Below are 26,339 nucleotides of genomic sequence, written 5' to 3'. Positions count from 1 at the left end.
GATGGTCAGCAGCACGTCGAACGACGCCTGCCGGGGAGCGACGTTGGCGCTGTTGCCCGACGTCGCGTCGTAGGGGAACTCGTAGCCGATGGTCACCTCCGTCGTCTCGCCGCGACCGAGCCTCACCTGCCCGATCTGGCGCTCCCCGTCGGTGTCGAGGTCGCTCAAGGAGGCCGAGCCGGCACCGTCGTCGGTCTCCCAGCTCAACGTGACGTCGTCGTAGAAGTCCCCCTGGTCCCCCGCTCCCGCGTACGGGTCGCCGAGGGGGGCGCCGCTGCCGTCGGGGTCCTCGTGGCCAGGGTTGTGGTGCTCGTCCGGGGCTCCCGGGTCAAGCAGCTCGACGTTGACGATCTCCGCCGTGAGAACGCCCCGCCGGGGGCCGTCGTTGCGCACGCTGAGGGTCCGTGCGGCGGTGTCCCCGGGCACGGAGACCGGCAGACCCACGAAGCTCTCGGTGGTCGAGGCCGCGTACCCGGAGCCGTCCCAGGACAGCGAGATGGCGTCCTCACCCTTCGTCGCGGCGCCGGCGGGGGCGGCCACGACCGCCACCAGCACCAGTGCCGTCAGCGACGTCCGGCACCATGTCTTGGTCGTCATGCCGCCTCACTCCCCCGGCCTGGTCGTGGTGTGGGTGAAGCCGAGAAGGTGCGCCGGCTCGTCGGCGGGGTCCGCGTCGCTGACGACGCGCGCCTCCCACGTGTCCTCGTCGGTGTAGGTCTGCCCGTCGACCTCGACGGAGACCGTGGCGGTGTTGGCGTACGTGCCCTCGCCCGGCAGGTCCCCGAGAGTGGCCACGACGCACCAGTACTGCGTCCCCGTCCAGGCCTCCCGGTACCCTGCCTCGACGGCCGTGGACGTCGCCCGGGTCCCGTCCCACCCGGCCGGGCCCGGCTCGTAGGTGCCGTCGCCGTCGGCGTCCGGGGGGCGTGTACGTGGCCACGAGCTCGCCGCCTGCCGTGACCGGGCAGTCGGCGGAGGGCACCTTGTGCACGCGCACGGTCGAGTTCCCGAAGATCGAGTCGGTGGGCAGGTGCGGCAGGTCGAGCGCGTAGCGCAGCCCCTTGTTGCCGTCGGCCCGCGCGTCGACCTGGATCCCGACGGCGACGCTGCCGGTCTCGAGCAGCGTCTCCGCCTCGCCGGGACCGAGCGGGAAGGCGAGCTCGTCGGCCGGTCCGGTCGCGACGGCGCGGTCGGCCGCGCCCGGCTCGCCGACGGCGAACCCGACCATGCCGGAGCCGATCTCGGCGCCGAACTCCTCGTGGTCGTCCCACAGCGCGAGGGCGGTGCCCGTGCCGGCCCCGAGGGCGACGGCGAGGGCGGTCGCGCCGACGAGGGCGCGTCGCGGTGACCTGGTGGTGCTCATCGCCCGAACCCCGTTCCGGTACGCACCTGGTCGAGGTCGACGACGATCGTGCCGAGGTCGGTGAGCTCGGCCGGGTCGGTCCCGGAGAAGGTGGTGTAGCGATCCGGCTTGGCGTCGTCGAGGTCGAGACTGACCTCGACGGTCCAGCTGTCACGGCCGACCGGGAGGTCCGCGACCTCGACCGGCTGGCCGAGCGCGGCCGAGGCGACTTCGTCGTCGTCGGAGTCGAGCACCCGGTAGGTGGCGGTGACACCGTCCGGCAGACGGGGCTGTGAGCCCCAGCCGACGCTGAGCAGCCCCAGCATGTTCTCGCCCTCCAGGGTGGTGGTGAAGCGCTGGCTGACGGTGAAGCTGTCGCCGCTCATCGCGACGAACCGCGCGAAGGACTCCCGCGTCGTGGCGGACTGCTGGTCCACGACGTCGGCCGAGGTCTCCTGCCAGGCGAAGCTGTCCGGTGCCAGGGCGATGTCGAGGTCGCCGGAGACGATCGCCCCGGCGGGGGCCTCGCCGTCGGCGGTCCAGAGGGAGTAGGTGGCGGCGCCCGCACCGACCGCGACGACCAGCGCCGCGCCGGTGACGGCGATCCGCGACGTGGCGGTCATGACGGGACTCCTTGCTCGGCGGTGGCACGGCCGGCGCCCGCGGCGGTCTCGGTCCCCTGGGCCTCCTCGGGATCCGGGGCACCCGGTCCGGGCGCGCCGTCGTCCGTGGGGCCCGGTCCGGGTGCGCCGTCGTCCGGGATGGTGCGGCGCTGCGGCCGCAGGAGCATGAACGCGGCGTAGGTCAGGAGGGCGGCGCCGGTGGCGACGACGATCCCCTGCCGGCTTCCGCCGGCCCAGACGGCGAGGTGGCCCACGTACGGGACGTGGTAGACGACCTCACCCATGATCTGGTCGGCGACGATCGGGGCGTCGTCGGCCCCGTTGGCGTCGCCGCGGGTGACGAAGGTGGTCCCCGACGACCCGACCTGCTTGGCCACCACGCGGTGGGTGATCAGCGTCGGGTCGTCGGAGACGGGCTGGAAGGTGACCACGTCACCGATGCCCACGTCGCCGACCTCCACCGGCCGGACCACGACCATGTCGCCCGGCGAGAGGGTCGGCTCCATCGAGCCGGTGAGCACGGTCAGCGCGCCCCCGCCGAGCAGGCGGGGGACGAGCGCGAGAGCGACCGCGAGCGCGACGGCCACGACCAGGACGGTCGTCGTCACGACGGAGGTCAGGCCGGCGAGCCGGCCCTGGCCGTTGAGCCTGGCGCTCATGTCGCTCTCCTTCCTTCGGGTCTGTGGAGGGGCGGCCGTGCATCCGCCCCTCCACGGTCGGGGGTGGGTCGGGGGTGGCGAGCCCGCGGACGTGCTCAAAGGACGGGACTCCTCCGCACCGACCCGACGGGTCAGCCGTTGTATCCGGGCGCGTCCTCGCGGACCTGGTCGAGCGTGATTCCGAGGTTCTGCAGGTCGGCCTGCGACTTCACGAGGTCGCGTCCGTCCTGGTCCTCGAACGTCACGGTGACGACGACCTCGAGGTCTGCGTCACCGCCGAGGTCAGCGGGCAGAGTGGGCAGGCCGCCCGGGTTGCTGTTGTCCTCCGACGCGAACTGGACCTGCGCCTCGGTGCCGAGCGGGACATCGGTCGCTCCGGAGAACGCGGAACCGCCCGCGCTCCTGAGCGTGTACGTGATGTCCAGGCCGTCGAGCAGCTCCGGCTGGTCCGTGAGGTCCACGCCGTCGAGCGCGAGGCCGAGGTCGGCGACGATGTTGTCGCCCTCGAGCGCGGCGTCGATGCCGAAGGTGCCCTGGATCGTGTCACCGGGAACCACCTTGTCGGCCGTGAGGTCGAAGGAGTGCGGGCTGTCGGTGCGGTCCGCGGAGATGTCCTTCCACACGGAGTCGCCGTGCGCGGCGACGGCCAGGTTGCCGGAGGTGATCACGCCGCCGTCGACCTCGTCGCTGTCGCTCCAGAGGGCGAACGTCGTGCCGCCCGCGAGGATCGCGACCCCGGCGACGCCTGCCAGAGCGCCTTTGGTCCTGTTGTTCATCGTCATTCCTTTCGGGGGATGGCTGCTGCTTCCAGCGGGCCAGGGGGTCAGCCCGTCACTGCCTCGCGACGGGGCCGTCTCCGGTGCAGGTGAACGAGCCACCGGCACCGAGGCTTGAGATCGTGCAGATCGGGTCGTCGGCCGACGGGGCGACGACGTCGTCCGTCACCACGAGGTCCTCCAGGTCGAGCTCGCCCGTGTTCGTCACGGTGTAGCTCCACCAGACGGTCGTGCCGGAGATGACCTCCGGACGCCGCATGCCGTCCGGGTCGAAGACGAGCTCGGCGTAGCCACCGCTGACAAGCTCCTCGCCGTCGGCCGGCTCCTGGCCGGCCGGGACGAGCCATGCGCGCTTGACGACGTCGACGCCGACCTCGAGCTCGCGGTTGTCGACGTAGCAGGTGACGGCGGAGCCGGCGGGGACCGCGACCTCGAACCCGTACGGGGCCTCGGTGGGGTCGCCGTCGGTGACCGCAAGGGCCTTCCCGCCGGCGGAGCAGACCGCGTTGCTGCCGTCCTGCGGCGCGATGGTGTAGCCCGGCTTCATCCCCTCCTCGACCGAGAGGACGGCGGTGTCCGTGCCCGAAGGGATGGAGAGCTCGAAGACGGTAGATCCGTCCGCACCGGTGATCCCGCTGCCGTCGACCGTCACGCCGGCAGGCGCCTCCGCGAGAAACTGCCACTCCGCGCCCGGCTCGTCCGGAGGCCGCACGCCGGACGGCGTCAGCCGGGGCGTGACCGTCTTGACGACCGTCACGGTGGTGAGTCGGTGGTTGACCAGGTCGCCGAGGTCGAGTGCCGGACCGACGAGCGGCGCGGGGCTCTCGTCCGTGACCGAGAAGACGATGGGCTCCGGGATCCGTTGCGGGTCGTAACCCGTCGGCACGCCGGTCTCGGTGAGTGTCCACGTGCCGGTGTAGAGGCCCTCGACCCTGAGCTTCCCTGCGACAGGGTCCGAGTCGTCCGCGCCGTCGTCGGCCACGACGACCTCGTGGTCGGCGCCGAGCAGGTCCCGGGCGTCTCCGCCGGTCGGCGTCAGGGTGAACGTGGCTCCGGCCACCGGGCTGCCGTTCTCGTCGACCTTGGCCCAGCTCGCGGTACCGAGCGGGTCGACGAATGTCAGCGTCGTCCGCCCGTAGGCCGCAGCGGTCCAGGTCTGGCTGCGGGCCGTCGGGAGGAGGTAGCCCTTCGGGGCCTTCGTCTCGGTGACCGTGTAGGGGCCGAACTCGTCCGTCTGGAGAGAGATGGTGCCGTCCCGGGTGGCGTCCGGGTCGTCGGCACCACCGTCCGTGACCACGAGACTGGCGTCGTCGCCGAGCGGACTGGGCTCGATGGTGAACGTCGCGCCCGGCACGACGTCACCGGCCTCGTTCTCCTTGACGATGGTCAGGTCGGCGCATCGCGGCGGGATGCTGACAGGGACGACGGCGTGGTCCTTGAGCTGGGACGTCATCGACTGCGACTGGCGGCTGCGCAGGTTCGCCTGCACGAACCCCGCCCGGGTGCAGGTCGTCGCCTGGTCCAGCTGGGAGAGGTTGAACGCCGCCTCGACGAACGTGCTCGTCGCCATGGGCGGGAACGGCCCCGTGGCAGGCAGGCTGCCGGCGTTGGAGAAGCCGAGAACGGCTTCGCCCGAGAACCCGACGGTGGCCCATGACCCTGCCGTCGCGGTGCCGGACCATCGCGCGACCTCCACCAGGGAGAGCGGCCCGTTCCCGGACTGCGTGAACCCGACACGGAGATCGCCGTCGGTTCGGTCTGGAACGCTGACGCCGCCACCGTTGACGACGTTGCTCCGCTGGTTCAGCTCGAGGGAGTAGCCGATCGACCCCGATCCGGTGTCGCGCGAGAAGCCCAGGTAGAGCCACTGCGTGCCGGCGTCCACGCGGTCGTGCGTCCAGATCCCGTCGATGTCAGCCTGGCCGCTCGCGGTACCGCTGCCGGGCTGCCAGCCGGAGGGCGCGTCGTTCTCCTTCGTGTCCCGCGAGCTGAACTGCGTGGAGTCGTTCAGCCCGTCGGTCGCGGAGTCGGACGAGACGTTGTCCCAGTCGTCGCCGGTGCTGCCCGGCAGGTCCCCGTGCGTGACGTTGCCGTCGACCTCGAAGCCGCCCCGCAGCGCGGCACCGGCGCTGACGACGGCCGTCGGCGTGATCTCCAGCGCGCCCGCCAAGGTGCCGGTCCCGGTGCTCGCGGACGGGTAGGCCGCCGGGGCGGTCCCGGCAGGGTCCGAGGACTCGACCGACGGGTCGGTCGTCCCGCCGCCCGCCGGCTCGACGTCCGGCACCAGCGGCTCGGCGCCGCCGGCCGGCAGGTCCGGCTCCGTGTCCGCGGCGGTCTCCTGGCAGCCGGGGACCGGCTCGCCGGCCGCGAGCGCCGTCTCGACCTGCTCCGGAGACGCCGCCGCGAAAGCCTCGGCGTCGGGCGTGCTCCCGTCCGGGCAGAGAAGCCCGGACCCGGCGTCGCCCGTGGGGGCCGGTTCCGCCGTCGTCCCGTCCGTCGTCGTCCCGGAGGCGGAGGTCTCCACCGCGGCCACGGCGGCGGTGCCGCTGCACAGGAGCAGAGCGCTCAGCAGCCCGGCGACGGAGGTGCGCGTCCGGGCGAGGGCGCTCGTGCGGCGTCGTCCTGGTGCTCGGCGCATGTCGCTCACTCCCCGGGAGGCCCTGGAGGCCAGCTCGCACGTGCCCGGGTCGGACCCTGCGGCGTCGGCCTCTCACTGCGTCCATCGCACCAGCGGGACCTCACGGGACGGGCTTTCTATACGGACGAAGACCGGATGATCTGCAGGAGGTGGTGCTCCGGACCTCCCGGGGTCAGCACGGGGTGGTCGTGAGGTGACGTCGGGGCGAGGTCGCACGAACCGGCTCACCCCTCGTGTGAGGCTGGATCACCCGCGCGGCGGCGTGGAGGCGCGGCCGCGAGCGCGGCCGCGGCCCGGGGGCGAGGGACGGGGCGGGCCGCGGAGATCCTCGTCGGCCCGCACGCACGAGAGCGGGGCCGCCCATCCCGGGGGAAGGTGGGCGACCCCGCAGTCTCTGTGGCCGGGCGGTGGTGACGCGCCGCCGTTGCCGCGCCACCGCCGTCGGCGGCGGCTCCCCGTCCTGCCCTGGAGCCGTACGTCTAGGACACCGCGGACGGCGGAACTTGTCAGCGAGAGCAGAAGGGGATGCCAGGATGAAATCCGGTCCTCACCCTCCGTACGAGTCGCGCGGCCGGGCGGGAACCGCTCCACGCGCGCGTCACGAACGCTCCCCCGGTCGCCGGCCACGGGGCGGGAGCAGCTGTGCGGAGGTGCCCGGTGCTGCGGGGAGAGTCAGTCCTGGGGCGGGAGCAGGCCGAGGAGACGCCCGCGCTCGAGCGCCTCGGCGCGTGAGTGCACGCCGAGCTTGCGGTAGATGCTGCGCACCTGCGTCTTGACCGTGCTCTCGGAGACGAACAGGCGGCGCGCCATGATCGGCACCGGCCGGCCGGTCGCGAGCTCGCGCAGGACGTGGATCTCCCGGCCGCTGAGCGGCTCGACGCGGACCGCCTCCGGGAAGGGCCCCGAGACCGAGGCCTGGTCCAGCTTCTCCAGCAGGGCCTTGCTCTGCGGCAGGCCGGCCGCCACGTTCTCCAGGTCCGCCCGGGGCACGAGCAGGAACGGGCGCAGCATCCCGGTGCGCTCGACGATCCGCGTGGCCAGGTGCATCGCCTCCTGGGCCAGCGCACGCTGCCCGGTGCGGTGCGCCGCGACCGTCCGCACCAGGCTCAGCTTCAGCGCCACCCTCGGGCGCACGGGCGCGATCGACGGGGCGTCGCGGGTCAGGTCGAGCGCCAGCTGGTCGTCGCCGGAGTACAGGGCCAGGCGTGCGAGTGCGGCGCGCAGCAGCCCGCTCTCGAGCCGTCGGGGCCCGGCCTGGCTGCCGATCTCCCGGCCGCGGGCGAGCTGGTCGGTCGCGATGCACAGGTCGATCAGCGCCGCGGAGAGCAGGGAGCGTCCGAGCCACGTGCCGGGCCGGTGGCGGTTGCGGTCGCGGTACTGCTCCACGTCACCGAGCACCTCGGCGGGGCTGCCCAGGTGCAGGGACCGGCTCACCCACACGTAGACCACGAGGGTCTCGAGCCACTGGTGCGCCTCGGGCAGGTCGGGCGGCTGCGCGGGCAGGTCGACGTCCTCGAGGCGGTCGAGGCGGAGGAACGCGGGCACGACGATCCTCGCCACGGTCTCGAGCGGCCCCGGCGGCGGGTCCGGGCGCTCCAGCACCCATTCCATCCAGCTGGTCGCCCCGTGGAGGTGACCGAGGAGCGCCGTGGTCAGCGCGACGCCCGCGCCGGCCTCGCGCACGAGCGTCCGGTCCTCGTCGGTCGCCCGCCGCACGGCGTCGTAGCAGGCGAACGCCGCTCCGATCGTGTCCGCCTCGCCGAGCAGGACGTGGGCGAGCTCGAGGAGGGTCCTGGAGACCCCCGGCTCGTCCGCCTCGTCGTGGGCGATCGCCAGGGTGCTGCTTCCGGGGTCGATCACGGGCAGGTCGGACTGGACGGCCTCGAGGAACCAGCGCGGCAGCTCCGGCGGGGCGACGTGGTCGCGCAGGGCCACCATCGTCGGAGTGCTCGCGAGCGTCTCCGGCTGCAGGTACGCCAGGGCGTCCCGCAGCTTCCCCCGGTCCGCCGCGAGCAGCCGCTGCCAGGACTGCTCCACCACCTCGGCGACGAGATCAGCGTCCTGCGACCGCACCGCGTGCTCGAGCGCCTCCGGGAACTGCCCCGCCGCGCGGCACAGCCGGGCGACGTCCGCGTTCAGCCGCCAGTAGCGGGCCGGGTCGTCCTCCCGCAGCAGGACGTTGGCGGCGTCCCGGATGATGGCCGGGTACGCGAAGGTGCCCTCCCCCTTCGTCACGAGTAGCCCGGAGCGCCGCATGCGGACGAGGATGCCCTCCATCTGCTCGACGTTCTCCGCGCCGACCAGCTGCCCGGCCAGGTCCGGCGTGAACGACTCGGGCACGGCGAGGGACGTCAGGACCGCGTCCACGCCGTCCACCGCCAGGTCCTGGAGGACGATGCGCAGGTAGTCGGCGATCGAGAAGAGGTCGACGACCGGCTCCCCGTCCTCCGTGAAGCTCGCGGTGAGCAGGGCGACCCGCACGAGCCCGGGCCACCCGGACAGCCCGGCGCACAGCCCGGCCGCCGCCCTCTCGGTCACGGGCACACCCAGCTCCTCGCCGAGCAGGCGGACCTGGTCGGCGGTCAGCACGAAGTCGGCCGCCTGCAGCACCACCGCCTCGGGGGCGGCGGCGCGGGCGAGCGAGACCACGGGCCTGACCGCCCGGGTGAGCAGGACCAGGTGGAGGTTCTCGTGCCGCTGGGCGAGGTCGACGAGCTCCTCGTCGACGCTGACGTCGGTGAGCCGTTCAAAGCTGTCCACCACGATCACCAGGTGGCGGAACCGCTTCTGGGCGGCCAGGCCGAGACCGCGGCCGTCGATGACCGGTCCCGGGTCGTCGTAGCCGGCGCGGACGACGGCGTCGTGCAGCTCGGCCCAGAACTCGTCCCGCCCGACGGCGTGCGGCGGCAGCCCCACCCAGACCAGGTCGTGGTCGGGCAGGTCCGGCCTGCGGAGCCAGGCGGACGCCGTCGTCGTCTTGCCGTATCCGCGCGGGGCTTGCAGCACCACGAGCGGCGGCAGGTTGTGCAGCGCCCGCTCGGCCGCCGGTGACGGCGTGAAGGCGGCGGGCACGCGAGGCAGGCCGCGGCCGTCCCCCCTGTGCTGCTCGGTGCTGTGGGACGGCGCGCTCATCTCACCCCGTCCCGACGTGCCCCGCCGGGCCCGCCCGGTCCAGCTCGTCCGCGCGGCGCAGGGCGCCGGAGCGGTTGGTGACACCGAGCTTGTGGTAGACGCTGCGCAGGTGCGACTTGACGGTGTTGACCGACAGCCCCAGCACCTCCGCGATCGGCACGGCGCCGGTGTGCTGGTGCAGGGCCTGGAGCACCTCCAGCTCCCGGGGGGGTGAGCAGCTCGGTCAGGCCGCCGTGCGGTTCCTCGACCGTCTCGCGCTCGCTCGGCCGGTACGCCTCGGGCCAAAGCTCGAGCACCCGCTGGTCCCCCGCCGCCAGCGCCGTGAACACGCTGTGGCGCAGCACGAGCAGGGGCCGGCGCTGGCCGGAGGCGTACGCGGTGCGCGCCGCCTCGGCGAACGCCGCGCGCGCCGCCGCTCGCTCGCCGAGCGCGTGGTGGGCTCCCGCGAGCACGAGCTGGCACTCCATGACGGAGCGCTGGGACAGCGTCGGGTGCTCGAGGGCCTCCCGTGCGCGGGTCGCCGCCTGCCGGTACTCGCCGCCCACCAGCGCGAGGCGGGCGTGCGTCGCCAGGCTCACCGCGTTGACCGGCAGGTTCCGTGCCACGTGCCGCGCGTCGTCGTACAGCCCGCCGGCCAGGAGGACCTCGACCTCGGTGGCCCGCAGCACCATCTCGGCCATGCGCCCCTGCGGCAGGTAGTGCCGGGCGGCCCGGACGTTGGCCGCCCAGCGGGCGATGTCGCCCGGCTCGCCGGCGACCGACGCGTGCACGGCGCGGACCATGACCTCGAGACCCCAGATCTCGTCGCGCCGCGTGCGCTCGAGCATCACGGACACCGCCCCGGCGGCGGCGGGGTCGAGACGGTCGAGGGCGACGAGGGCGTGGATCAGGCGCTCCCAGTAGGCCACGTACCCCGCGAGCTCCGGGGACCGCTCCTCGGAGTTGCGCAGGGACTCGTCCGCCAGCCAGGAGGCCGCGATGTCGACGTCGCCGTAGATCCCGTGGGTGCCCGCCAGCCCGAGCGTGGCGAGCCCGACGCGTCCGGCCCCTCGTCGCCCTCCTGGGCCATCGTGCGGGCACGCCCGAACGCGTACAGCGCGGAGGACTCGTCGCCCGCGAGCACCGCGGCCACCCCCCACTGCAGGAGGGCGAAGGTGGTGACTCCCATGCCGTTGCGCAGCGCCGCCGGCCCGATCTCCGCCGTCAGGCCACGGATGTCACCGGTGGGCCAGATCAGGTCCCGGCCCGGCCGGCCGGCGGCGAGCGCGCCGTCGACCTCGTCGCGGGCCACCTGGAAGCGGGGGTGCTCGGCCACGACGTCCGGCGGGATCAGCTGCGCGGCGGCCATCAGCACCGCCGGCTCCTGGGTGACGAGGTGGTGCCACTCGTCCTCCATCACCTGTTCCGCCGTCGCCCACGCGCCGGCGTGGATGGCGTGGACGAGCGCCGCGACGTGGTCGCGCTCGTGCAGGCTGCGGGTCATCAGCGCCCGGTGCACCTCGCGCAGCTCCTCCGGGCGCGACTCCGAGAGCATCCGGACGAGCGCCTGGCGCACGATGGGCGCGTACGAGTACACGCGCCGCTCCCCCACGATCTCCTCGCTGAGCAGCCCGGCGGCCCGGACGTTGCGCAGGATCGTCAGCGTGGACTCGCCGGCGGCGACCAGGTCCGCGAGCTCGGCGTCGAAGGACTCCGGGACGGCCGTGCGCAGCAGGAACGTCCGCACCTCCTCGTGGCGCAGGTCGCGCACCATGGAGGCGATGTAGTCGTCGGCGAGGGCCAGGTTGATCTTCCCTCCGTCCCCGCGCGAGCGGACCAGGACGTCTCGGATGGCGGCGGGCCAGCCGGCGAAGCCGGTGGCGAGGCGCTCGGCCTCGCGCTCGCTGAGGGGGACGTCCAGCCGGTTGGCGAGGGCGAGGACCTCGGGCGCCCGCAGCTTGAGCTCCCGCGGGGAGATCAGGGCGACGTCGACCGACAGGCTGCCGGAGGTCTCGATCACCCGGGTCGTCCGGCTGGCGACGACGACGTAGAGCTGGTCGTTCTGCCGGACCAGCTCGACGAGCTCGTCGTCGATGTCGGCGGCGGTCTCCAGCCGGCCCGCATGGTGGTAGTCGTCGATGACGACGGTGAGCGGTTCCGCGCGTCGCGTCAGCCCCTGGACCACCCGGGTGCGGTGGTCGCCGGACTCCCCGTCGAGCACGCTGGCCTGCGTGAGCTCCGCGTCGACCGCGCGCCAGAACTCGTCCGGGTCGTTCGCGTCACGGGTCAGGGAGAGCCGCACCACCTGGTGGGTGGGCGGCGCGGAGGAGAGCCAGGCGCTCAGGGTGGCGGACTTGCCGTAGCCCCGGGGGCCACGTACCACCGTCAGCGGCGCCTGCTCGACGAGAATCTCGAGGACCGCCTCGTCCACGACGAGGTCTCTGGGGACTCGCGCGCGGGAACGCGTCGCTCGCAAGGCTGTCGCCACGGCCCACACCCCTCGTACGAACCCGGCGGCGGCCCAGGGGTGGCCTCCGTCCGGATCATCAAGGTACCGAGGAAGCCCGAAACACACGGCGCTTTCAGGCTCCCAGTTCTTGCTATCCACCGCCTCTCCTGATATTGGTTCTGGCCGGTCCGCGTCCCGTGGGTGGTCGACGCCGACCTTCGGCTCCCCGCAGCGGCGTCCCGCCGCGCGGCCCGCCTGGGACGGAGGTCCCTCCTGCGGCCGGCCTTGGACGGAGGTGTTCTCGCGTCGCCGGCCTGCGGCCTCTCAGTCCAGCGCAGCGACGGCGACGCCCCGGGCGGCGAGCTGCTCCGCCCCGCCGTCGGGGGCGGTGAGGACCCAGATGCCGTGCTCGCCGATGGCGACCGTGTGCTCGAAGTGCGCGGCGCGTGAGCCGTCGAGGGTGACGACGGTCCACTCGTCGTCGAGGATCTCGCTCTCGGGGCTTCCTGCCGTGAGCATCGGCTCCACCGCGAGGCACATCCCCGGCCGCAGGCGCGGTCCCTTCTCGCGGGTCCGGTAGTTGAGCACCTCGGGCGGCTGGTGCATGGCTGAGCCGATGCCGTGGCCGACGTACTCCTGGACGATCCCGAGGGTCACGCCCCGCTCCTCGGCGGCGCGTTCGACGACCGTCTCGACGGCGTCGCCGACCACTCCGAGCCGGTCACCGGTGGCGAGCGCCGCGATGCCCGCCCACATGGCCTCCTCGGTGACCTCCACGAGCGCCCGGTCGGCCGCCGACGCCTCGCCCACCACCATGGAGAACGCCGCGTCGCCGTGCCAGCCGTCGACGATGGCGCCGCAGTCGAAGGAGACGAGGTCCCCCTCGGCGACGACGCGCTCGCCCGGGATGCCGTGCACGATGACCTCGTTGACGGAGATGCACACCGTGGCCGGGTACCCGTAGTAGCCGAGGAAGTTCGACGTCGCCCCGGCCCTGGCGATGACGTCTGCGGAGACGGCGTCGAGGTCCGCCGTCGTCATCCCTGGCGCGACGGCCTCCCGCAGGGCGGCGTGGATGTCGGCGACGACGAGCCCCGCCCTGCGCATCGTGCGCACCTGGTCCGGGGTCTTGTACTCGATCTTCTCGCGGCCGAACACGTCCGCTCCTTCCGGGTACGACGGCGGCGCGGCCCTGGCGTGCCGGGCCGCGCCGTGTCGCGTCGTCGGTGGTCAGGCCAGCTTCGGCTCGAGGGCCGTCATGATGCGGTCGGTGACCTCGTCCAGGGAGCCGATGCCGTCGACCTGCACCAGCAGGCCGCGCTCGGCGTAGAGATCCGCGAGAGGGGCGGTCTGCTCGGCGTAGACCTCGAGGCGGCGCCGGATCACGGACTCGGTGTCGTCCGCCCGGCCCTGCTCGGCGGCCCGCTTGAGGAGGCGGGTGACCACCTCGTCGGTGTCGGCGGTCAGCTCGACGACGGCGCCCAGGCGCGTGCCCGAGCTCGCGAGCATGCCGTCGAGCTCGGCCACCTGGTCGGCGGTGCGCGGGTAGCCGTCCAGCAGGAAGCCGTTCGCGGCGTCGGGCTGGGAGAGGCGGTCGCGGACCATCGCGTTGGTGACCTCGTCCGGCACGTACTCGCCGGCGTCCATGTACCGCTGGGCGCGCCTGCCCAGCTCGGTCTGCTCGGCGACGTTCGCGCGGAAGATGTCGCCGGTGGAGATGGCCGGGACCTCCAGGCGCTCGGAGATCCGGGCGGCCTGGGTGCCCTTGCCCGCCCCGGGCGGACCGAGCAGGACCAGACGTGCGCTCATCGCAGGAACCCTTCGTAGTGACGCTGCTGGAGCTGGGAGTCGATCTCCTTGACCGTCTGCAGGCCGACGCCCACGACGATGAGGACCGAGGTTCCGCCGAACGCCATCATCTGCTGGTTGATGCCCATCTGGGCGAAGATGACGGTCGGGATGAGAGCCACCAGCGTCAGGTAGATGGCCCCCACCGTGGTGATGCGGGTGATCACGTACTGCAGGTACTCGGCCGTCGGCCGGCCCGCGCGGATGCCGGGGATGAAGCCGCCGTAGCGCTTCATGTTGTCGGCGACCTCTTCGGGGTTGAACGTGATCGAGGTGTAGAAGAACGTGAAGAACAGGATCAGGAGGGCGAAGATCGCGAGGTACAACGGCGCAGCCGGGTCCGCCACGTTCACGAGGATCCACTGCACCCACCCGGCGGACTGGTCCGCGAACTGTGCGGCCAGCGTCGGCAGGGCGAGCAGCGAGGACGCGAAGATCACGGGGATCACGTTCGCCATGTTGATCTTGATCGGGATGTAGGTGGACGAGCCGCCGTACATCCGCCGCCCCACCATGCGCTTGGCGTACTGCACGGGCACGCGCCGCTGGGACTGCTCGACGTAGACGATGAGCAGGGTGATCAGCAGGATCAGGCCGATCACCACGAGGAGGCGGGCCACCCCGCCGTTGCCCTGGAGGACGGAGCCGAAGGCGCCGGGGAACGAGGCCGCGATGGACGTGAAGATCAGCAGCGACATGCCGTTGCCGACGCCGCGCTCGGTGATGAGCTCGCCCAGCCACATGATCAGGCCGGTGCCCGCCGTCATGGCGGTGATGGTCAGCAGCAGGTTGACCGGCGAGTCGTCGGGGATGGGCAGCACGGGGCAGCCGGGGAACAGCTGGGTGTTCGCCACGGTGACGATGACGGCGGACTGCAGCACCGCCAGGAAGATCGTCAGGTAGCGGGTGTACTGGGTGAGCTTGGCCGTGCCGGCCTGGCCCTCCTTGTGCAGCTCCTCGAAGCGTGGGATGACCACGCGCATGAGCTGAACGATGATGCTCGCCGTGATGTACGGCATGATCCCCAGCGCGAAGACGCTCAGCTGGAGCAGCGCCCCTCCGCTGAAGAGGTTCACCATGCCGAGCAGGTCCGCGGTTCCCGCGCTCGCGAGACACTGCTGGACGTTGGGGTACGAGACCCCGGGCGCGGGGATGAACGTGCCCAGCCGGAAGATCGCCATGATCCCCAGCGTGAAGAGCAGCTTGCGCCGTAGGTCAGGCGTGCGGAACGCCTGGGCGAATGCGCTGAGCAATCTTCCTCCTGCTGATCGGGCCCGTTCCGGGGCCGTGCTGCCCGCCTTCTGCGGCACGGGCCGTCGGTCAGACTATCGCGCCGGGATGCGGTTCATGTCACGCGCCGACTGGTGACACGGGTACGGGCCGGCGCGACGGGAGCCGGGGGGTGCGAGGCGCCGACGCCGGAGCGGCGGGCGCCCGCGCGCTCCCGCAACGCTCATGCTTTTCCTCCCTCAGCGGTCCGCTGAACGGTAGCGCGCGCCGCGGCGGTCGCGGGGCGAATCGGTAGCCCTGGCCGGCGGGCGGCGCGGTGCCCGCGCGGGCGCGCTCGGTAAGGTCGGGCGTGAGAGGCCCGGCGCGACGCCCGGCCCGGCGGCCCAGGAGGTGCGATGAGCGGCGAGATCGAGAACTGGCTGACGGACATGGACGGGGTGCTCGTCCACGAGGGGCTCGCCCTTCCCGGCGCCGCGGAGTTCATCGCGCGGCTCACCGAGCGCGAGCGCCCCTACCTGGTGCTCACCAACAACTCGATCTACACCCCGCGCGACCTCTCCGCCCGCATGGCGACCTCCGGCTTCACGGTCCCGGAGGAGCGCATCTGGACCTCCGCGCTCGCGACGGCCACGTTCGTCTCCCAGCAGATGCCCGGCGGGCGCGCCTACGTCATCGGCGAGGCCGGCCTGACGACGGCGCTGCACGAGAGGGGCTACATCCTCACCGACACCGACCCGGACTACGTGATCCTGGGCGAGACCCGCACGTACTCCTTCTCGGCGATCACCCGGGCGATCCGGCTCATCAAGGACGGCGCGCGCTTCATCGCGACCAACCCCGACCCGACCGGTCCCTCCAGCGAGGGACCGCTGCCGGCGACGGGCGCGGTGGCGGCCATGATCACGCGGGCGACGGGCCGCAACCCATACTTCATCGGCAAGCCCAACCCGGTGATGATCCGGGCGGCCCTGAACCGCATCAACGCCCACTCGGAGAACACCGCGATGGTCGGTGACCGGATGGACACCGACATCCTCGCCGGGATGGAGGCCGGGCTGCGGACCTACCTCGTGCTCACGGGGTCGACGACGGAGGCCGAGGTCGAGAAGTACCCGTTCCGGCCCAGCGAGGTGCGGGCGTCGATCGCCGACCTGGTCGATCTCGTCTGAGCCGGGCCCACCAGCCCCCGGGGTCCCGTCCTACCCGAGGTCGAGGTCGGCCAGTCCCAGCGCCGCGAGGTAGGGCACGCCCGTCCCGCCGATCCGCTCGCGCGCGCCCGTGTCGCGGTCGACGACGACGGCGACGGCCGCCACCTCGGCCCCCGCCTCCCGGAGCGCCTCGATCGCCGTCAGCGGGCTGCCGCCGGTGGTGGAGGTGTCCTCGAGGACGACGACCCGCCGGCCGGCGACGTCGGGGCCCTCGATCCGGCGCTGCATGCCGTGGGACTTGGCCTCCTTGCGCACCACGAAGGCGTCGACGTCGAGCCCGCGCGAGGCGGCGGCGTGGAGGATCGCCGTCGCCACCGGGTCCGCGCCCATCGTCAGCCCGCCCACGGCGTCGATCTCACCCGGGCCGAACCCCGCCTCCTCCAGCATGTCGAGCATGACGTGGCCGATGAGCGGGGCCGCCGCGTGGTGGAGGGTGGCGCGCCGCATGTCGACGTAGAAGTCGGACTTGAGGCCGGAGGCGAGGGTGACCTCGCCGCGCACGACGGCGAGCTCGCGGACGAGCTCGGCGAGGCGGGCGCGGGGGGTGTCGTTCGGGATGTTCACAGCGGCCAGCGTAACGGCGGGCACGGCCTGTCCCGGCGTCCGTCCGGCGGTCACGGCGGCGCCCGCCGCCCCCGGCCCGTCGTTCGTCAGACCATCGCCCGGCCGCTGGTAGCGGGGCCGGCCACCCTTCGCACCAGGGAGCGTGGGACCAGCCGCAGGACCGCCCCGGCGGCGGCGTAGCGCACCGACGGTGTGACGATCACCTTCCCGCGACGCACGGCCTTCAGCGCGTCGGCGGCGACCTTCTCCACGCCCACCCACGCGCCCTCCGGCCACACGGACGCGTCGAGGCCCGCGCTGGCGTGGAACTCGGTGCGGACCAGGCCGGGGCACAGGGCGGTGGCGGTGACGCCGGTGCCCTGCAGCTCGACCGCGAGCCCCTCGGTGAACGTCACTACCCACGCCTTGTGCGCCGCGTACGTCCCCATCGTGGTGAACGCGGACATCGACGAGACGTTGAGGATGGCGCCGCGGCCGCGGGCCGTCATCTCCTCGGCGGCCACCTTGGACAGCACGAGGACCGAGCGCACCATCACGTCCAGCGCCAGCTCCTCGCGCGCGAGGTCGCCGCCGAGCAGGTGCTGACCGAGCCCGAGGCCGGCGTTGTTGACCAGCAGCCCGACCGGCCGGCCGCCCCCCGCGCAGGCGTGCCGCGACGGCCTCCCGCCCGTCCGCCGTCGCCAGGTCCGCGGGCAGGACCTCGACGTCGACGCCGGCGGCGGAGCGGATCTGGTGGGCGATGTTCTCGAGGCGGTCCGCCGTGCGGGCGACGAGGACGAGGTGGTGGCGCGCCGCGGCGAGCTGCCAGGCGAGCTCGAGGCCGATCCCGGAGGTGGCGCCGGTGACGAGGGCTGTTCCCATGCGGCCAGGGTATGGGTCGGGGCCGGTAGCGTTCTCGTCCATGAGGCTGGCGACGTGGAACGTGAACTCCGTCCGGACGCGGGTCGACCGGGTGCTGGCGTTCCTCGAGCGGTCCGGCACGGACGTGCTCGCCATGCAGGAGACCAAGTGCCGGGAGGACCAGTTCCCCCACCTGGCGTTCCAGGCGGCCGGCTACGAGGTGGTGCACCACGGCCTCAACCAGTGGAACGGCGTCGCCGTCGCCTCGCGGGTGGGGATCTCCGACGTCGAGACGGCCTTCGAGGGCATGCCGACGTGGGGCGACCCGCCCGGCGCGGAGGCGCGGGCGCTCGGCGTGACGTGCGGCGGCGTACGCGTGTGGAGCCTGTACGTCCCGAACGGGCGCCTCCTGGACGACCCCCACTACGCGTACAAGCTGCAGTGGCTGGCCGCGCTGCGCGGCGCCGCCGCCGGGTGGCTCGCCGCCGACCCCGACGCGCAGATCGCGCTGGTCGGCGACTGGAACATCGCCCCTCGTGACGAGGACGTCTGGGACATGTCGGTGTTCCAGGGCGCCACGCACGTCTCCCCTGCCGAGCGCGAGGCGTTCCGCGCGTTCGAGGACGTGGGGTTCACGGAGGTCACGCGGCGCCACGTCGACCAGTACACCTACTGGGACTACCAGCGGCTGCGGTTCCCCCGCAACGAGGGCATGCGCATCGACTTCGTCCAGGCCTCCCCCAGGCTCGCCGCGGACGTCGTGGGCGCGCAGATCGACCGCGAGGAGCGCAAGGGCAGGGGCGCCTCGGACCACGTGCCCGTGATCGTGGACGTCGAGCGGGCATGAGCGCCGGCCCGCCCCCCGAGCCGCCCCGGCGCCGGCGCGCTCTCCTGATCACGGGCCGGCACCGGCGGGGCGCCTGACCACGGGCCGGCACCGGCGCCTTCCAGGTCCGTCCACCTAAGGGTCGCTACAAGCACGGTGCGATATCCGCACCGTTCTTGTAGCGATGCGGACCGTGGCCTGCGAAGACAGAGCCTGGCAGGGTTGACCCCCACCGGGCTCTTCTCTAGCCTTCCAGTAGGGGGAAGTCAGATTTCACATCGCGAAAGGGGGGTGCTGATGGCTCTGCAGGTCTCCTACACCGTGAGCGCCTCGATCCTGCTCACGGCGGTGCCGCTGCTGGAACGGCCGGTCGCGGTGAAGGCCGCCGGCTTCGACGGCGTCGAGCTGTGGTGGCCGTTCCCCGTCGCCGCCCCGGACGCCGACGAGGTCGACGCCCTCGTGCGTGCGCTGGAACGGGCCGACGTCCAGCTGACCGGCCTGAACTTCGTCGCCGGCGACATGCCGGCCGGCGAGCGGGGACTGATGTCCTGGCCCGGCCGTCAGGCGGAGCTGCGCGCGAACCTCGACGTCGTCACTGCCATCGGGGAGCGCACGGGGTGCCGTGCGTTCAACGCCCTGTACGGCAACCGGCTGGAGGGTGCCGATCCCACGGCGCAGGACGATCTGGGCGCCGAGAACCTGCACCTGGCCGCACAGGCCGTGGCCCGTATCGGCGGCACCGTCCTGCTCGAGCCCGTCTCCGGGGTCCCCGCGTACCCGCTGAAGACCTCCGCCGACGCCGTCGCCGTCCTCGACCGCGTGGCGAGCGAGCACGGCTCGACCAACATCGGCCTGCTCCTCGACGTCTACCACCTCTCCGTCAACGGAGGGGACGTGGACGCCGACATCGCTGCCTTCCGCGACCGGATCGCGCACGTCCAGGTCGCCGACGCCCCCCGGCCGTGGCGCACCCGGCAGCGGTGCCCTGCCGATCGCCCGGTGGATCGACGATCTCCGCGCCGGCGGCTACACCGGCCCGGTGGGCCTCGAGTACAAGACCGACGACGCCGACCCGTTCGCGTGGCTGCCGCGCGAGCAGCGCGCGGCCGAGCCCGCCGCGACCCGCTGAAGGAGCACGCATGACCGCCACTACCACGACCCGCAGCACCGACAACGAAAGGGCCACGATGACCCGCATCGCCTTCATCGGCCTCGGCATCATGGGCAGCCCCATGGCCGTCCACCTGCAGAACGCCGGCCACCGGGTCACCGGCTACAACCGCAGCCCGGAGAAGACCCAGGCTCTCGTCGACGCCGGCGGCACCGCGGCGTCGTCGGTGGCCGAGGCCGTCGCCGACGCCGAGGTGGTCGCGCTGATGGTCCCGGACTCCCCGGACGTGGCCGAGGTCCTGACCGGTGAGGGCGGTGTTCTCGAGGCAGCCCCGCCGGGCGCCTGATCGTCGACTTCTCCACGATCCGGCCCGACGTGACCGTCGAGCTCGCCGAGCAGGCGCGCGCGAAGGGCTTCCGCATGATCGACGCCCCCGTCTCGGGCGGCGAGGCCGGCGCGAAGAATGCCGCGCTGTCGATCATGGTCGGTGGGCCGGAGGAGGACTTCGCGGCTGCCCGGCCGATCCTGGACGTCGTCGGAAAGACGGTCGTCCACGTCGGACCCACCGGCTCCGGTCAGACCGTCAAGGCCGCGAACCAGCTGATCGTGGCCGGGAACATCGGCCTGCTGGCGGAGGCGATCGTCTTCCTCGAGACCTACGGCGTCGACACGACGGCCGCCGTGAAGGTGCTCGGCGGCGGGCTCGCGGGCTCGGCCGTGCTGAACCAGAAGGCCGAGAAGATGCTGGACCGCTCGTTCGAGCCCGGCTTCCGCATCGACCTGCACCACAAGGACCTCGGCATCGTCACCACGGCGGCCCGCGAGGCCGGGGTGGCCATCCCGCTCGGCGCCGTCGTCGCCCAGCTCATGCAGGCCGCGCGCGCGAACGGCGACGGCTCGCTGGACCATTCCGCTCTCCTGCGCACCGTCGAGCGCCTCTCCGGCCGCGGAGCCTGACCCGCCGGGCACAGGCACGACCGCAGCACGGGCCCGCCCACGACGCCGGCCGGGAGCGCGGTGCAGGTCCCGGTCCCCTCCATCGCGGCGCCGGTGACCAAGATGGCGAGGACCGTCCTCGAGGCCGCGCAGGTCCCGGTGTCCTCGCCCAGGCGTTCCAGCTCGTGCGCTCCGGCCGCCCGGGACCGGTGCGCGACGAGTTCGAGGACCCCGCCGTGAGCGCGGAGGATTCCCCGACGGCTCTCGCTCTGCTGGACTAGGCCCATGAAGGTGCTGCTCGCTCCGGACAAGTTCAAGGGCTCTCTCACCGCGGCCGACGTCGCCGCGCATCTGGCGGCGGGGCTGCGCCGCGCGGTGCCGGGCGTGGAGGTCGACGAGCTGCCGGTGGCGGACGGGGGCGAGGGGACGGTCGCGGCCGCCCTGGCGGCCGGCTTCACCGCGGTGGAGCTGACCGCCACCGGCCCGCTCGGGCAACCCACCCGGACCAGGTACGCCGTGCGCGGGCGCACCGCGGTCGTCGAGATGGCCGCGGTCACCGGGCTGGAGATCGGTCGAGCCCGACGACGCCACCGCCCGCACCGCACCTCGCGGGGCCTCGGCGAACTCGTGGCCCACGCGCTCGACCACGGCGCCACGTCGGTGATCGTGGGCGTCGGCGGCTCCGCCAGCACCGACGGCGGGGCCGGCATGCTCGCCGCCCTCGGCGCGCGCCTGGGTGGGCCGCACGGCGGGCTGCCCGACGGCGGGGACGCGCTCCGGGTGCTCACCTCCGTCGACGTCGCCGGGCTCCACCCCGGGCTGGCGACGGCGGAGCTCGTCCTGGCCTCCGACGTCGACAACCCGCTTCTCGGTCCGAACGGCGCCGCCGCCGTGTACGGACCCCAGAAGGGCGCCGACCCGGCTGCCGTCGGGGACCTCGAGGCGGGGCCCGACGGGGCGCGCGTCAGGTGATGTCGCGCCGCAGCGTGGTGAGCCGCCCGGCGGCGGCGAGCAGCACCGCGTAGCCCAGCAGCACGAGCAGGCCGGCCCAGGACGGCAGCAGGCCGGCCGCCATGCCGGAGTCGGCGTAGAACGAGCTGCCCGTGATGGCCTCGCCGGCGGCGCCGGGCAGGTACTTCGAGACGCCCTGCAGGGCGCCGACCTGCCCGAGCACGACCCGCAGGACGGGCTCGACGAACTGCGTGAACGCCAGCAGGACGACGACGGCCGCCACCTGGTTGGTCAGCAGCGTGCCGAAACCTACCCCCACCACCGCCCACACCGTCAGCGCGAGCACCGAGAGGCCCGCGCTGCGCAGCACGACCGGGTCGCCCAGGTGGGTCGGCTCGCCGAGCAGCGCGAGGACCCCTGCGCCGGCGCTGACGGTGGCCACCGTCCCGACGACGCCGAAGAGCAGGCCGACGGCGACGGAGGAGAGCATCTTCGCCGCCAGGAACACGGTCCGTCGTGGCTCGGCGAGCAGGGTCGGCGTGATCGTCTGGTGCCGGAACTCCCCGGTCATGGCGAGCGCTCCGACGATGACGGGGAAGACGTAACCGAGCGAGGTCGCGAGCGTGTAGACGGCCCGGGCCACCTGCTCGGGCGACATGGGGGCGCCCGGTCCGGTGCCCGGCATCCCGGCGCCCGAGGCGTCCGGCGACTGGGTGAGGGCGAACCCCATGACCCCCGCCAGGAACGCCATGTACGCGGCCATGGTCGCCAGCAGGACCCACCACAGGCGGGTCGTGACCAGCTTGCGGTACTCCGTCCTGAGCGCGGCCGTCATCGCGCCACCTCCCCGGCGTCCGCCGCGCCGGGGCGTTCGCCCACCAGGCGCAGGAAGATGTCCTCGAGGCCGACCTCCCGCGCGCTGAGCTCGTGGATCTCCAGTCCGGCGGCGTGGGCGCGGGCACCGACCTCGGCCGCGGAGACCTTCCGCAGGACGGCGACCCCGGCCCGCCTCTCGCCGTTCGGGGCGACGTGGTCGTTCCACCCCGCCGCCTCGATGAGGCGGCCCAGGCCGGCGGCGTCGGGAGAGACCACCCGCACGCTGGGCTCCGCCAGGGCGGCGAGCTCGGCGAGGGAGGACTGGTGCACGAGCGTGCCGCGGGCGATGATCACGACGTCGTCGACGGTCTGCTGGACCTCCGAGAGGACGTGGCTGGAGACCAGCACCGTGCGCCCCTCCCCGGCGAGGTGGCGCAGCAGCGAGCGGAGCCAGGCGATGCCCTCGGGGTCCAGGCCGTTGGCCGGCTCGTCGAGGACCAGCACGGCGGGATCGCCGAGCAGGGTGGTGGCCAGGCCGAGCCGCTGCCGCATGCCGAGCGAGAAACCGCCGACCCGCCTGTCGGCGACGGCCTCGAGCCCGACGAGCTCGAGCACCTCCCGGCAGCGCCGGTCGTCCACCCCGACCTGCGGCGCGTAGACACGCAGATGGTCGAGGGCGCTTCGGCCCGGGTGGAAGCTCGCTGCCTCGAGCGCGGCGCCGACGGTGCGTGTCGGTCGCCCCAGCTCGGCGTAGGTGCGGCCCGAGATGGTGGCCGTTCCCGACGTCGGCCGGACGAGCCCCAGGAGGATCCGCAACGTGGTCGTCTTCCCGGCCCCGTTGGGACCCAGGAAGCCCGTGACGCGGCCGGGCCGGGCGGTGAAGGACAGATCGTCGACCGCCCGCACCGCGCCGAACGTCTTGGTGAGGTGGTCGACAGCCACCACCGCACCCGCTCCCACCGGGCTCACTCCCCGGCGTCCGCGGGGGTCGGCTCCGCCGGCCGGGTGCCGCCCGCCGTGCGCCGGCTGAGGCGTCGTGCCAGCAGCTCCGCCGTCCACGTCAGGGTGTAGTTGATGACGATGAAGATCACCGCGGCGACGATGAGGGCGGGCACGTAGTTCGCGAACGTGGAGCCCACGAGCCGGGCGGAGCGCAGCAGCTCGCTGTAGGTGATGATGTAGCCGAGTGCCGTGTCCTTGAGGATGACCACCAGCTGGCTGACCATCGACGGCATCATCGCGATCAGCGCCTGCGGAACCTCCACGAGCCGCAGGCTCTTCGACCGGGTCAGCCCGATGGCGAGGGCCGCCTCCCGCTGCCCGCGCGGGAGGTTGTGCACGCCGGAACGCACGAGCTCCGCGATGACGGAGCCGTTGTACAGCGTGAGGCCGAAGACCACGCCGTAGAACGGTGGCTCGGCGCTCCAGGGCCCGGGGACGTAGGAGAACAGCTGCCAGAAGAAGATCATCATGATCAGGACCGGGACCGCGCGGAAGAACTCCACCACGGTGCCGCACACGCCCCGCACGATCCGGGAGTGCGAGAGCCTGCCGAGGCCGAACAGCAGCCCGAAGACGTTGGCGGTGACGATCGACACCGCCGCTGCACGAAGGGTGTTCCACAGGCCGACCAGCAGGTAGTCGGCCCACACCGACTCGGTGAGGAACGGGTTCCACTTGGCGGCGGTCAGCTGACCCTTCTGGGCCAGCCCCCAGATCACCCAGGCGAGGACGCCCAGGACGATGACGGCGCCGACGACGTTGACGAGGGCGATGCGGCGACGCGTGCGGGGACCCGGGGCGTCGAAGAGGACGGAGCTCATCGTGCGACCCCCAGTCGTCGGGACAGGTACGTGCTGACCAGGCCGATAGGCAGGACGATGATCACCCAGCCGAGCGCGATGACGAGGAAGATCGCGACCATCAGGTCCGGCCGGAACTCGATCATGGTGGCCATGACGGAGGCGGCCTGCACGACGCCGGCGGCCTGGGCGACCGTGGTGTTCTTCGCGAGCGCGATGAGGGTGTTGCCGAGCGGTGCGATCGCGCCACGGATGGCCTGCGGCAGGATGATCATGCGCATCGACTGCCCGAACCCGAGACCGATGGCGCGTGCGGCCTCGGCCTGGCCCACCGGCACGGTGTTGACGCCCGAGCGCAGGGACTCGCACACGAACGCCGCGGTGTAGGCGGCGAGGCCCAGCACCGCCAGGCGGAAGCTGTTCGACGCGATGTCGACCCGTCCGGCCTCGTTGGTGGCCAGGATGACCCCGAGCTGGCCCCACAGACCCAGCGAGCACGCGAGGATGATCAGCGTGAGCGGGGTGTTGCGCACGAGGTTGACGTACGTCGCGCCCGCCCAGCGCAGGCTCGGCGCCGGCGAGACCCGCATGACAGCGAGCACCGTGCCGATGACGAACGCGAGCACGGCCGACCAGAAGGTCAGCTGGATGTTGACCCAGAACGCACCGAGGACGTCGTAGGTGCTGAGAAGCTCGGCCATGTCGGCCAGGTAGCCGCCCACTCAGGACTCCTTGTCTGCCGCTGGTGAGCGGCCGGACGGGGCGGTGCCCGGGGCGGCTGCCCCGGGCACCGGACGATCAGCTCAGGCGCAGGGCTGCGGCTCCGGCGGGTTGAGCTCCTCGTTCCACTGGAAGCTGTCGCCGACGTTCGCCTTCAGCAGCTCCTCCCAGGTGCCGTCCTCGACCATCTCGGAAATGGCGCTGTTGACGTCCTCGCAGACGTCGTTGTCCTGCGGGAGGCCGACGCCGTAGTTCTCCTCGGAGAACGGGTTGCCGACCACCTTGAACTGGCCCTCGTACTGCGGCTGCGCGGCGTAGCCGGCAAGGATGACGTCGTCGGTGGTCACCGCGTCCACGTTGCCCGCGGAGAGCAGCTCGACGCACTCGGAGTAGGTCTGAGCCGGGTAGAGCTCCACGCCCTCGGAGTGCTCGTCGCGGATGCGCTCGGCCGAGGTCGAGCCCTCGACGGAGCACAGGACCTTGCCGTCGAGGGTGTCCGGCCCGGTGATGTCGGTGTTGTCCGAGGCGACGAGGAGGTCCTGGCCGGCGACGAAGTACGGCCCGGCGAAGGCGACCCGCTCCTTGCGCTCGTCGGTGATCGAGTAGGTGGCGAAGATCATGTCGACGGAGCCGTTCTCGAGCAGCGTCTCGCGCTGCGAGGAGACCGACTCGACGAACTCGATCTGGTCCTCGGAGTAGCCGAGCTTCTCGGCGACGTACTTCGCGACGTCGACGTCGAAGCCGGTGTAGTCCGAGCCCTCCTGCAGGCCGAGACCGGGCTGGTCGTACTTGATGCCGATGGTGAGGCTGTCCCCGCCACCCCCGGTGGCGGTGCCTCCGTCACCGGCCGGCTCGTCGGTCTGGCCGGGCTCGCCGGCGGAGCAGGCGGTGAGGGCCAGGGCGGCGGCCAGGCTCAGGGCGGCGAAACCGGCTGTGCGAGTGCGTCGCATGTCGTCTCCTTCTGGTCTTTCCCCCGGCGGGGGATCTTCGCTGGTGGTGCGCGGGTCAGTGGCTGAGCAGCTTGGACAGGAAGTCCTGGGCCCGGGAGGACCGGGGGTTGGTGAAGAACTCGTCGGGGGTGTTCTCCTCGACGATCTGGCCGGCGTCCATGAAGATCACGCGGTCGGCGGCCTTGCGGGCGAAACCCATCTCGTGGGTGACGACGACCATGGTCATGCCGTCCCGGGCGAGCGAGGTCATGACGTCGAGGACCTCGGTGATCATCTCGGGGTCCAGCGCGGAGGTCGGCTCGTCGAAGAGCATCACCTTGGGCTGCATGGCCAGCGCCCGCGCGATGGCGACGCGCTGCTGCTGCCCGCCGGAGAGCTGCGCGGGGTACTTGGCGGCCTGGTTGGCGACGCGACCCGCTCGAGGAGGGCCATCGCCCGTTCCTTCGCCTCCGCCGGCCGGACGCCTTTCGCCTTGACCGGCCCCAGGGTGACGTTCTCGAGGATGGTCTTGTGGGCGAAGAGGTTGAAGGACTGGAAGACCATGCCGACGTCGGCGCGCAGCCGCGCGAGCGCCTTGCCCTCCGCGGGCAGCTCCCGCCCGTCGATCGTGATGGCTCCGTCGTCGATCGGCTCCAGGCGGTTGATGGCCCGGCACAGCGTCGACTTGCCGGAGCCGGAGGGGCCGATGACGACGACGACCTCGCCGCGCGCCACGGTGAGGTTGATGTCCCTCAGGACGTGGAGATCCCCGAAGTGCTTGTTCACCTCGCTGAGGACGACCAGCGGCTCGCCCCGGGCAGCCTGACCCCCCGCCGGCGCTGTGAGAGAGGTCTCGTTGCGTTCGGTCATGGAGGTCAACCTAACGTGCCCGAAGGCCCGCAGACGCCGATGCCGGTAACAAGGTGGAAACGAAGGGCCTGCTAAGTGCCCCTTTCCCGG

At 72.8% G+C, this 26,339-nt stretch carries 22 protein-coding genes and 4 pseudogenes; 6 read left to right on the top strand and 20 right to left on the bottom strand.

Translation table 11 applies throughout. The annotated features are described in order from the left end of the window. Positions 1–505: 505 nt before the first annotated feature. From DA06_RS11375 to DA06_RS11345, 7 genes are all read right to left on the bottom strand, one after another. Positions 506–1,363, bottom strand: a complete 858-nt coding sequence (locus tag DA06_RS11375) for a hypothetical protein (protein WP_418607744.1) — start codon at positions 1,361–1,363, stop codon at positions 506–508. After that, positions 1,360–1,965, bottom strand: coding sequence for a hypothetical protein (locus DA06_RS11370; RefSeq protein WP_043500078.1), 606 nt, complete (start codon positions 1,963–1,965; stop codon positions 1,360–1,362). Before DA06_RS11370 ends, DA06_RS11375 begins: the two co-directional genes overlap by 4 nt. Next, positions 1,962–2,624: a signal peptidase I gene (locus DA06_RS11365; RefSeq protein WP_052436659.1), complete on the bottom strand. Its 663-nt coding sequence runs from the start codon at positions 2,622–2,624 to the stop codon at positions 1,962–1,964. The genes DA06_RS11370 and DA06_RS11365 overlap by 4 nt, the downstream gene beginning before the upstream one ends. Before the next feature lie 131 nt (positions 2,625–2,755). Continuing rightward, on the bottom strand, positions 2,756–3,400 hold the full coding sequence (locus DA06_RS11360) for an alternate-type signal peptide domain-containing protein (protein WP_052436658.1): 645 nt from the start codon (positions 3,398–3,400) through the stop codon (positions 2,756–2,758). Positions 3,401–3,455: 55 nt separating this feature from the next. Then, on the bottom strand, positions 3,456–6,038 hold the full coding sequence (locus tag DA06_RS11355) for a SpaA isopeptide-forming pilin-related protein (RefSeq protein WP_418607741.1): 2,583 nt from the start codon (positions 6,036–6,038) through the stop codon (positions 3,456–3,458). 672 nt (positions 6,039–6,710) lie between these two features. After that, positions 6,711–9,170: a LuxR C-terminal-related transcriptional regulator gene (locus DA06_RS11350; RefSeq protein WP_043500075.1), complete on the bottom strand. Its 2,460-nt coding sequence runs from the start codon at positions 9,168–9,170 to the stop codon at positions 6,711–6,713. A gap of 1 nt (position 9,171) precedes the next feature. Then, positions 9,172–9,330 (bottom strand): helix-turn-helix transcriptional regulator, encoded by a 159-nt coding sequence (locus DA06_RS11345; RefSeq protein ID WP_418607980.1) that lies wholly within the window; start codon positions 9,328–9,330, stop codon positions 9,172–9,174. Between the two features lie 161 nt (positions 9,331–9,491). Between DA06_RS11345 and DA06_RS11340 the strand changes: the two genes are divergently transcribed. After that, positions 9,492–9,869: a hypothetical protein gene (locus tag DA06_RS11340; protein ID WP_418607740.1), complete on the top strand. Its 378-nt coding sequence runs from the start codon at positions 9,492–9,494 to the stop codon at positions 9,867–9,869. A gap of 187 nt (positions 9,870–10,056) precedes the next feature. Here the strand turns inward: DA06_RS11340 and DA06_RS11335 are convergent, their stop codons facing one another. The 4 genes from DA06_RS11335 to secY all read right to left on the bottom strand — a co-directional run bounded on the left by DA06_RS11335 (position 10,057) and on the right by secY (position 14,699). Continuing rightward, positions 10,057–11,580: an AAA family ATPase gene (locus tag DA06_RS11335; RefSeq protein ID WP_043500072.1), complete on the bottom strand. Its 1,524-nt coding sequence runs from the start codon at positions 11,578–11,580 to the stop codon at positions 10,057–10,059. Between the two features lie 342 nt (positions 11,581–11,922). Then, positions 11,923–12,756, bottom strand: coding sequence for a type I methionyl aminopeptidase (map, locus tag DA06_RS11330; protein ID WP_043500070.1), 834 nt, complete (start codon positions 12,754–12,756; stop codon positions 11,923–11,925). Positions 12,757–12,828: 72 nt separating this feature from the next. Further along, positions 12,829–13,407, bottom strand: coding sequence for an adenylate kinase (locus DA06_RS11325; RefSeq protein ID WP_418607738.1), 579 nt, complete (start codon positions 13,405–13,407; stop codon positions 12,829–12,831). After that, the gene (secY, locus tag DA06_RS11320) at positions 13,404–14,699 is read right to left on the bottom strand and encodes a preprotein translocase subunit SecY (protein ID WP_043500068.1); all 1,296 of its coding nucleotides are present in this window, start codon (positions 14,697–14,699) and stop codon (positions 13,404–13,406) included. Before secY ends, DA06_RS11325 begins: the two co-directional genes overlap by 4 nt. A 372-nt stretch (positions 14,700–15,071) precedes the next feature. On the opposite strand from secY, the gene DA06_RS11315 reads away from it, so the two are divergent. Further along, positions 15,072–15,845, top strand: a complete 774-nt coding sequence (locus DA06_RS11315) for an HAD-IIA family hydrolase (RefSeq protein WP_043500062.1) — start codon at positions 15,072–15,074, stop codon at positions 15,843–15,845. 30 nt (positions 15,846–15,875) lie between these two features. Here DA06_RS11315 and pyrE read toward each other — a convergent pair whose 3' ends face one another. The 3 genes and pseudogenes from pyrE to DA06_RS11300 all read right to left on the bottom strand — a co-directional run. Further along, positions 15,876–16,442: an orotate phosphoribosyltransferase gene (pyrE, locus tag DA06_RS11310; protein WP_043500064.1), complete on the bottom strand. Its 567-nt coding sequence runs from the start codon at positions 16,440–16,442 to the stop codon at positions 15,876–15,878. 92 nt (positions 16,443–16,534) lie between these two features. Then, entirely contained in the window at positions 16,535–17,026 is a 492-nt protein-coding gene (locus tag DA06_RS11305; protein ID WP_418607978.1) for an SDR family NAD(P)-dependent oxidoreductase, read from the bottom strand. A gap of 121 nt (positions 17,027–17,147) precedes the next feature. Then, positions 17,148–17,309: pseudogene (locus DA06_RS11300) on the bottom strand (SDR family NAD(P)-dependent oxidoreductase); the annotation flags it as partial. 40 nt (positions 17,310–17,349) lie between these two features. Between DA06_RS11300 and DA06_RS11295 the strand changes: the two are divergent. The 4 genes and pseudogenes from DA06_RS11295 (at position 17,350) to DA06_RS11280 (ending at position 21,133) form a co-directional block, all read left to right on the top strand. Beyond that, entirely contained in the window at positions 17,350–18,135 is a 786-nt protein-coding gene (locus DA06_RS11295; protein WP_043500059.1) for an exodeoxyribonuclease III, read from the top strand. A gap of 276 nt (positions 18,136–18,411) precedes the next feature. Then, positions 18,412–19,243, top strand: a pseudogene (locus DA06_RS11290) (hydroxypyruvate isomerase family protein). A gap of 58 nt (positions 19,244–19,301) precedes the next feature. Further along, positions 19,302–20,182, top strand: a pseudogene (locus tag DA06_RS11285) (2-hydroxy-3-oxopropionate reductase). 264 nt (positions 20,183–20,446) lie between these two features. After that, on the top strand, positions 20,447–21,133 hold the full coding sequence (locus DA06_RS11280) for a glycerate kinase (RefSeq protein WP_418607736.1): 687 nt from the start codon (positions 20,447–20,449) through the stop codon (positions 21,131–21,133). Here the strand turns inward: DA06_RS11280 and DA06_RS11275 are convergent. The 6 genes and pseudogenes from DA06_RS11275 to DA06_RS11250 all read right to left on the bottom strand — a co-directional run bounded on the left by DA06_RS11275 (position 21,126) and on the right by DA06_RS11250 (position 26,249). Next, on the bottom strand, positions 21,126–21,947 hold the full coding sequence (locus DA06_RS11275) for an ABC transporter permease (protein WP_043500050.1): 822 nt from the start codon (positions 21,945–21,947) through the stop codon (positions 21,126–21,128). The two genes, DA06_RS11280 and DA06_RS11275, sit on opposite strands and share 8 nt — an antisense overlap. Then, positions 21,944–22,870 (bottom strand): ATP-binding cassette domain-containing protein, encoded by a 927-nt coding sequence (locus tag DA06_RS11270; protein WP_418607735.1) that lies wholly within the window; start codon positions 22,868–22,870, stop codon positions 21,944–21,946. Before DA06_RS11270 ends, DA06_RS11275 begins: the two co-directional genes overlap by 4 nt. Positions 22,871–22,893: 23 nt before the next feature. Further along, positions 22,894–23,751: an amino acid ABC transporter permease gene (locus DA06_RS11265; protein WP_043500048.1), complete on the bottom strand. Its 858-nt coding sequence runs from the start codon at positions 23,749–23,751 to the stop codon at positions 22,894–22,896. After that, on the bottom strand, positions 23,748–24,452 hold the full coding sequence (locus DA06_RS11260; protein WP_418607732.1) for an amino acid ABC transporter permease: 705 nt from the start codon (positions 24,450–24,452) through the stop codon (positions 23,748–23,750). The genes DA06_RS11265 and DA06_RS11260 overlap by 4 nt, the downstream gene beginning before the upstream one ends. Before the next feature lie 81 nt (positions 24,453–24,533). Continuing rightward, positions 24,534–25,400: a glutamate ABC transporter substrate-binding protein gene (locus DA06_RS11255; protein ID WP_043500046.1), complete on the bottom strand. Its 867-nt coding sequence runs from the start codon at positions 25,398–25,400 to the stop codon at positions 24,534–24,536. A 55-nt stretch (positions 25,401–25,455) separates the two neighbouring features. Next, a pseudogene (locus tag DA06_RS11250) lies at positions 25,456–26,249 on the bottom strand (amino acid ABC transporter ATP-binding protein). Positions 26,250–26,339 lie beyond the last annotated feature (90 nt).

The sequence above is a fragment of the Georgenia sp. SUBG003 genome, assembly GCF_000715355.2.
Lineage (GTDB): Bacteria > Actinomycetota > Actinomycetes > Actinomycetales > Actinomycetaceae > Georgenia.
Note: the sequence above shows the minus strand (reverse complement) of the source record. Positions and strands in the feature narration are given on the sequence as shown.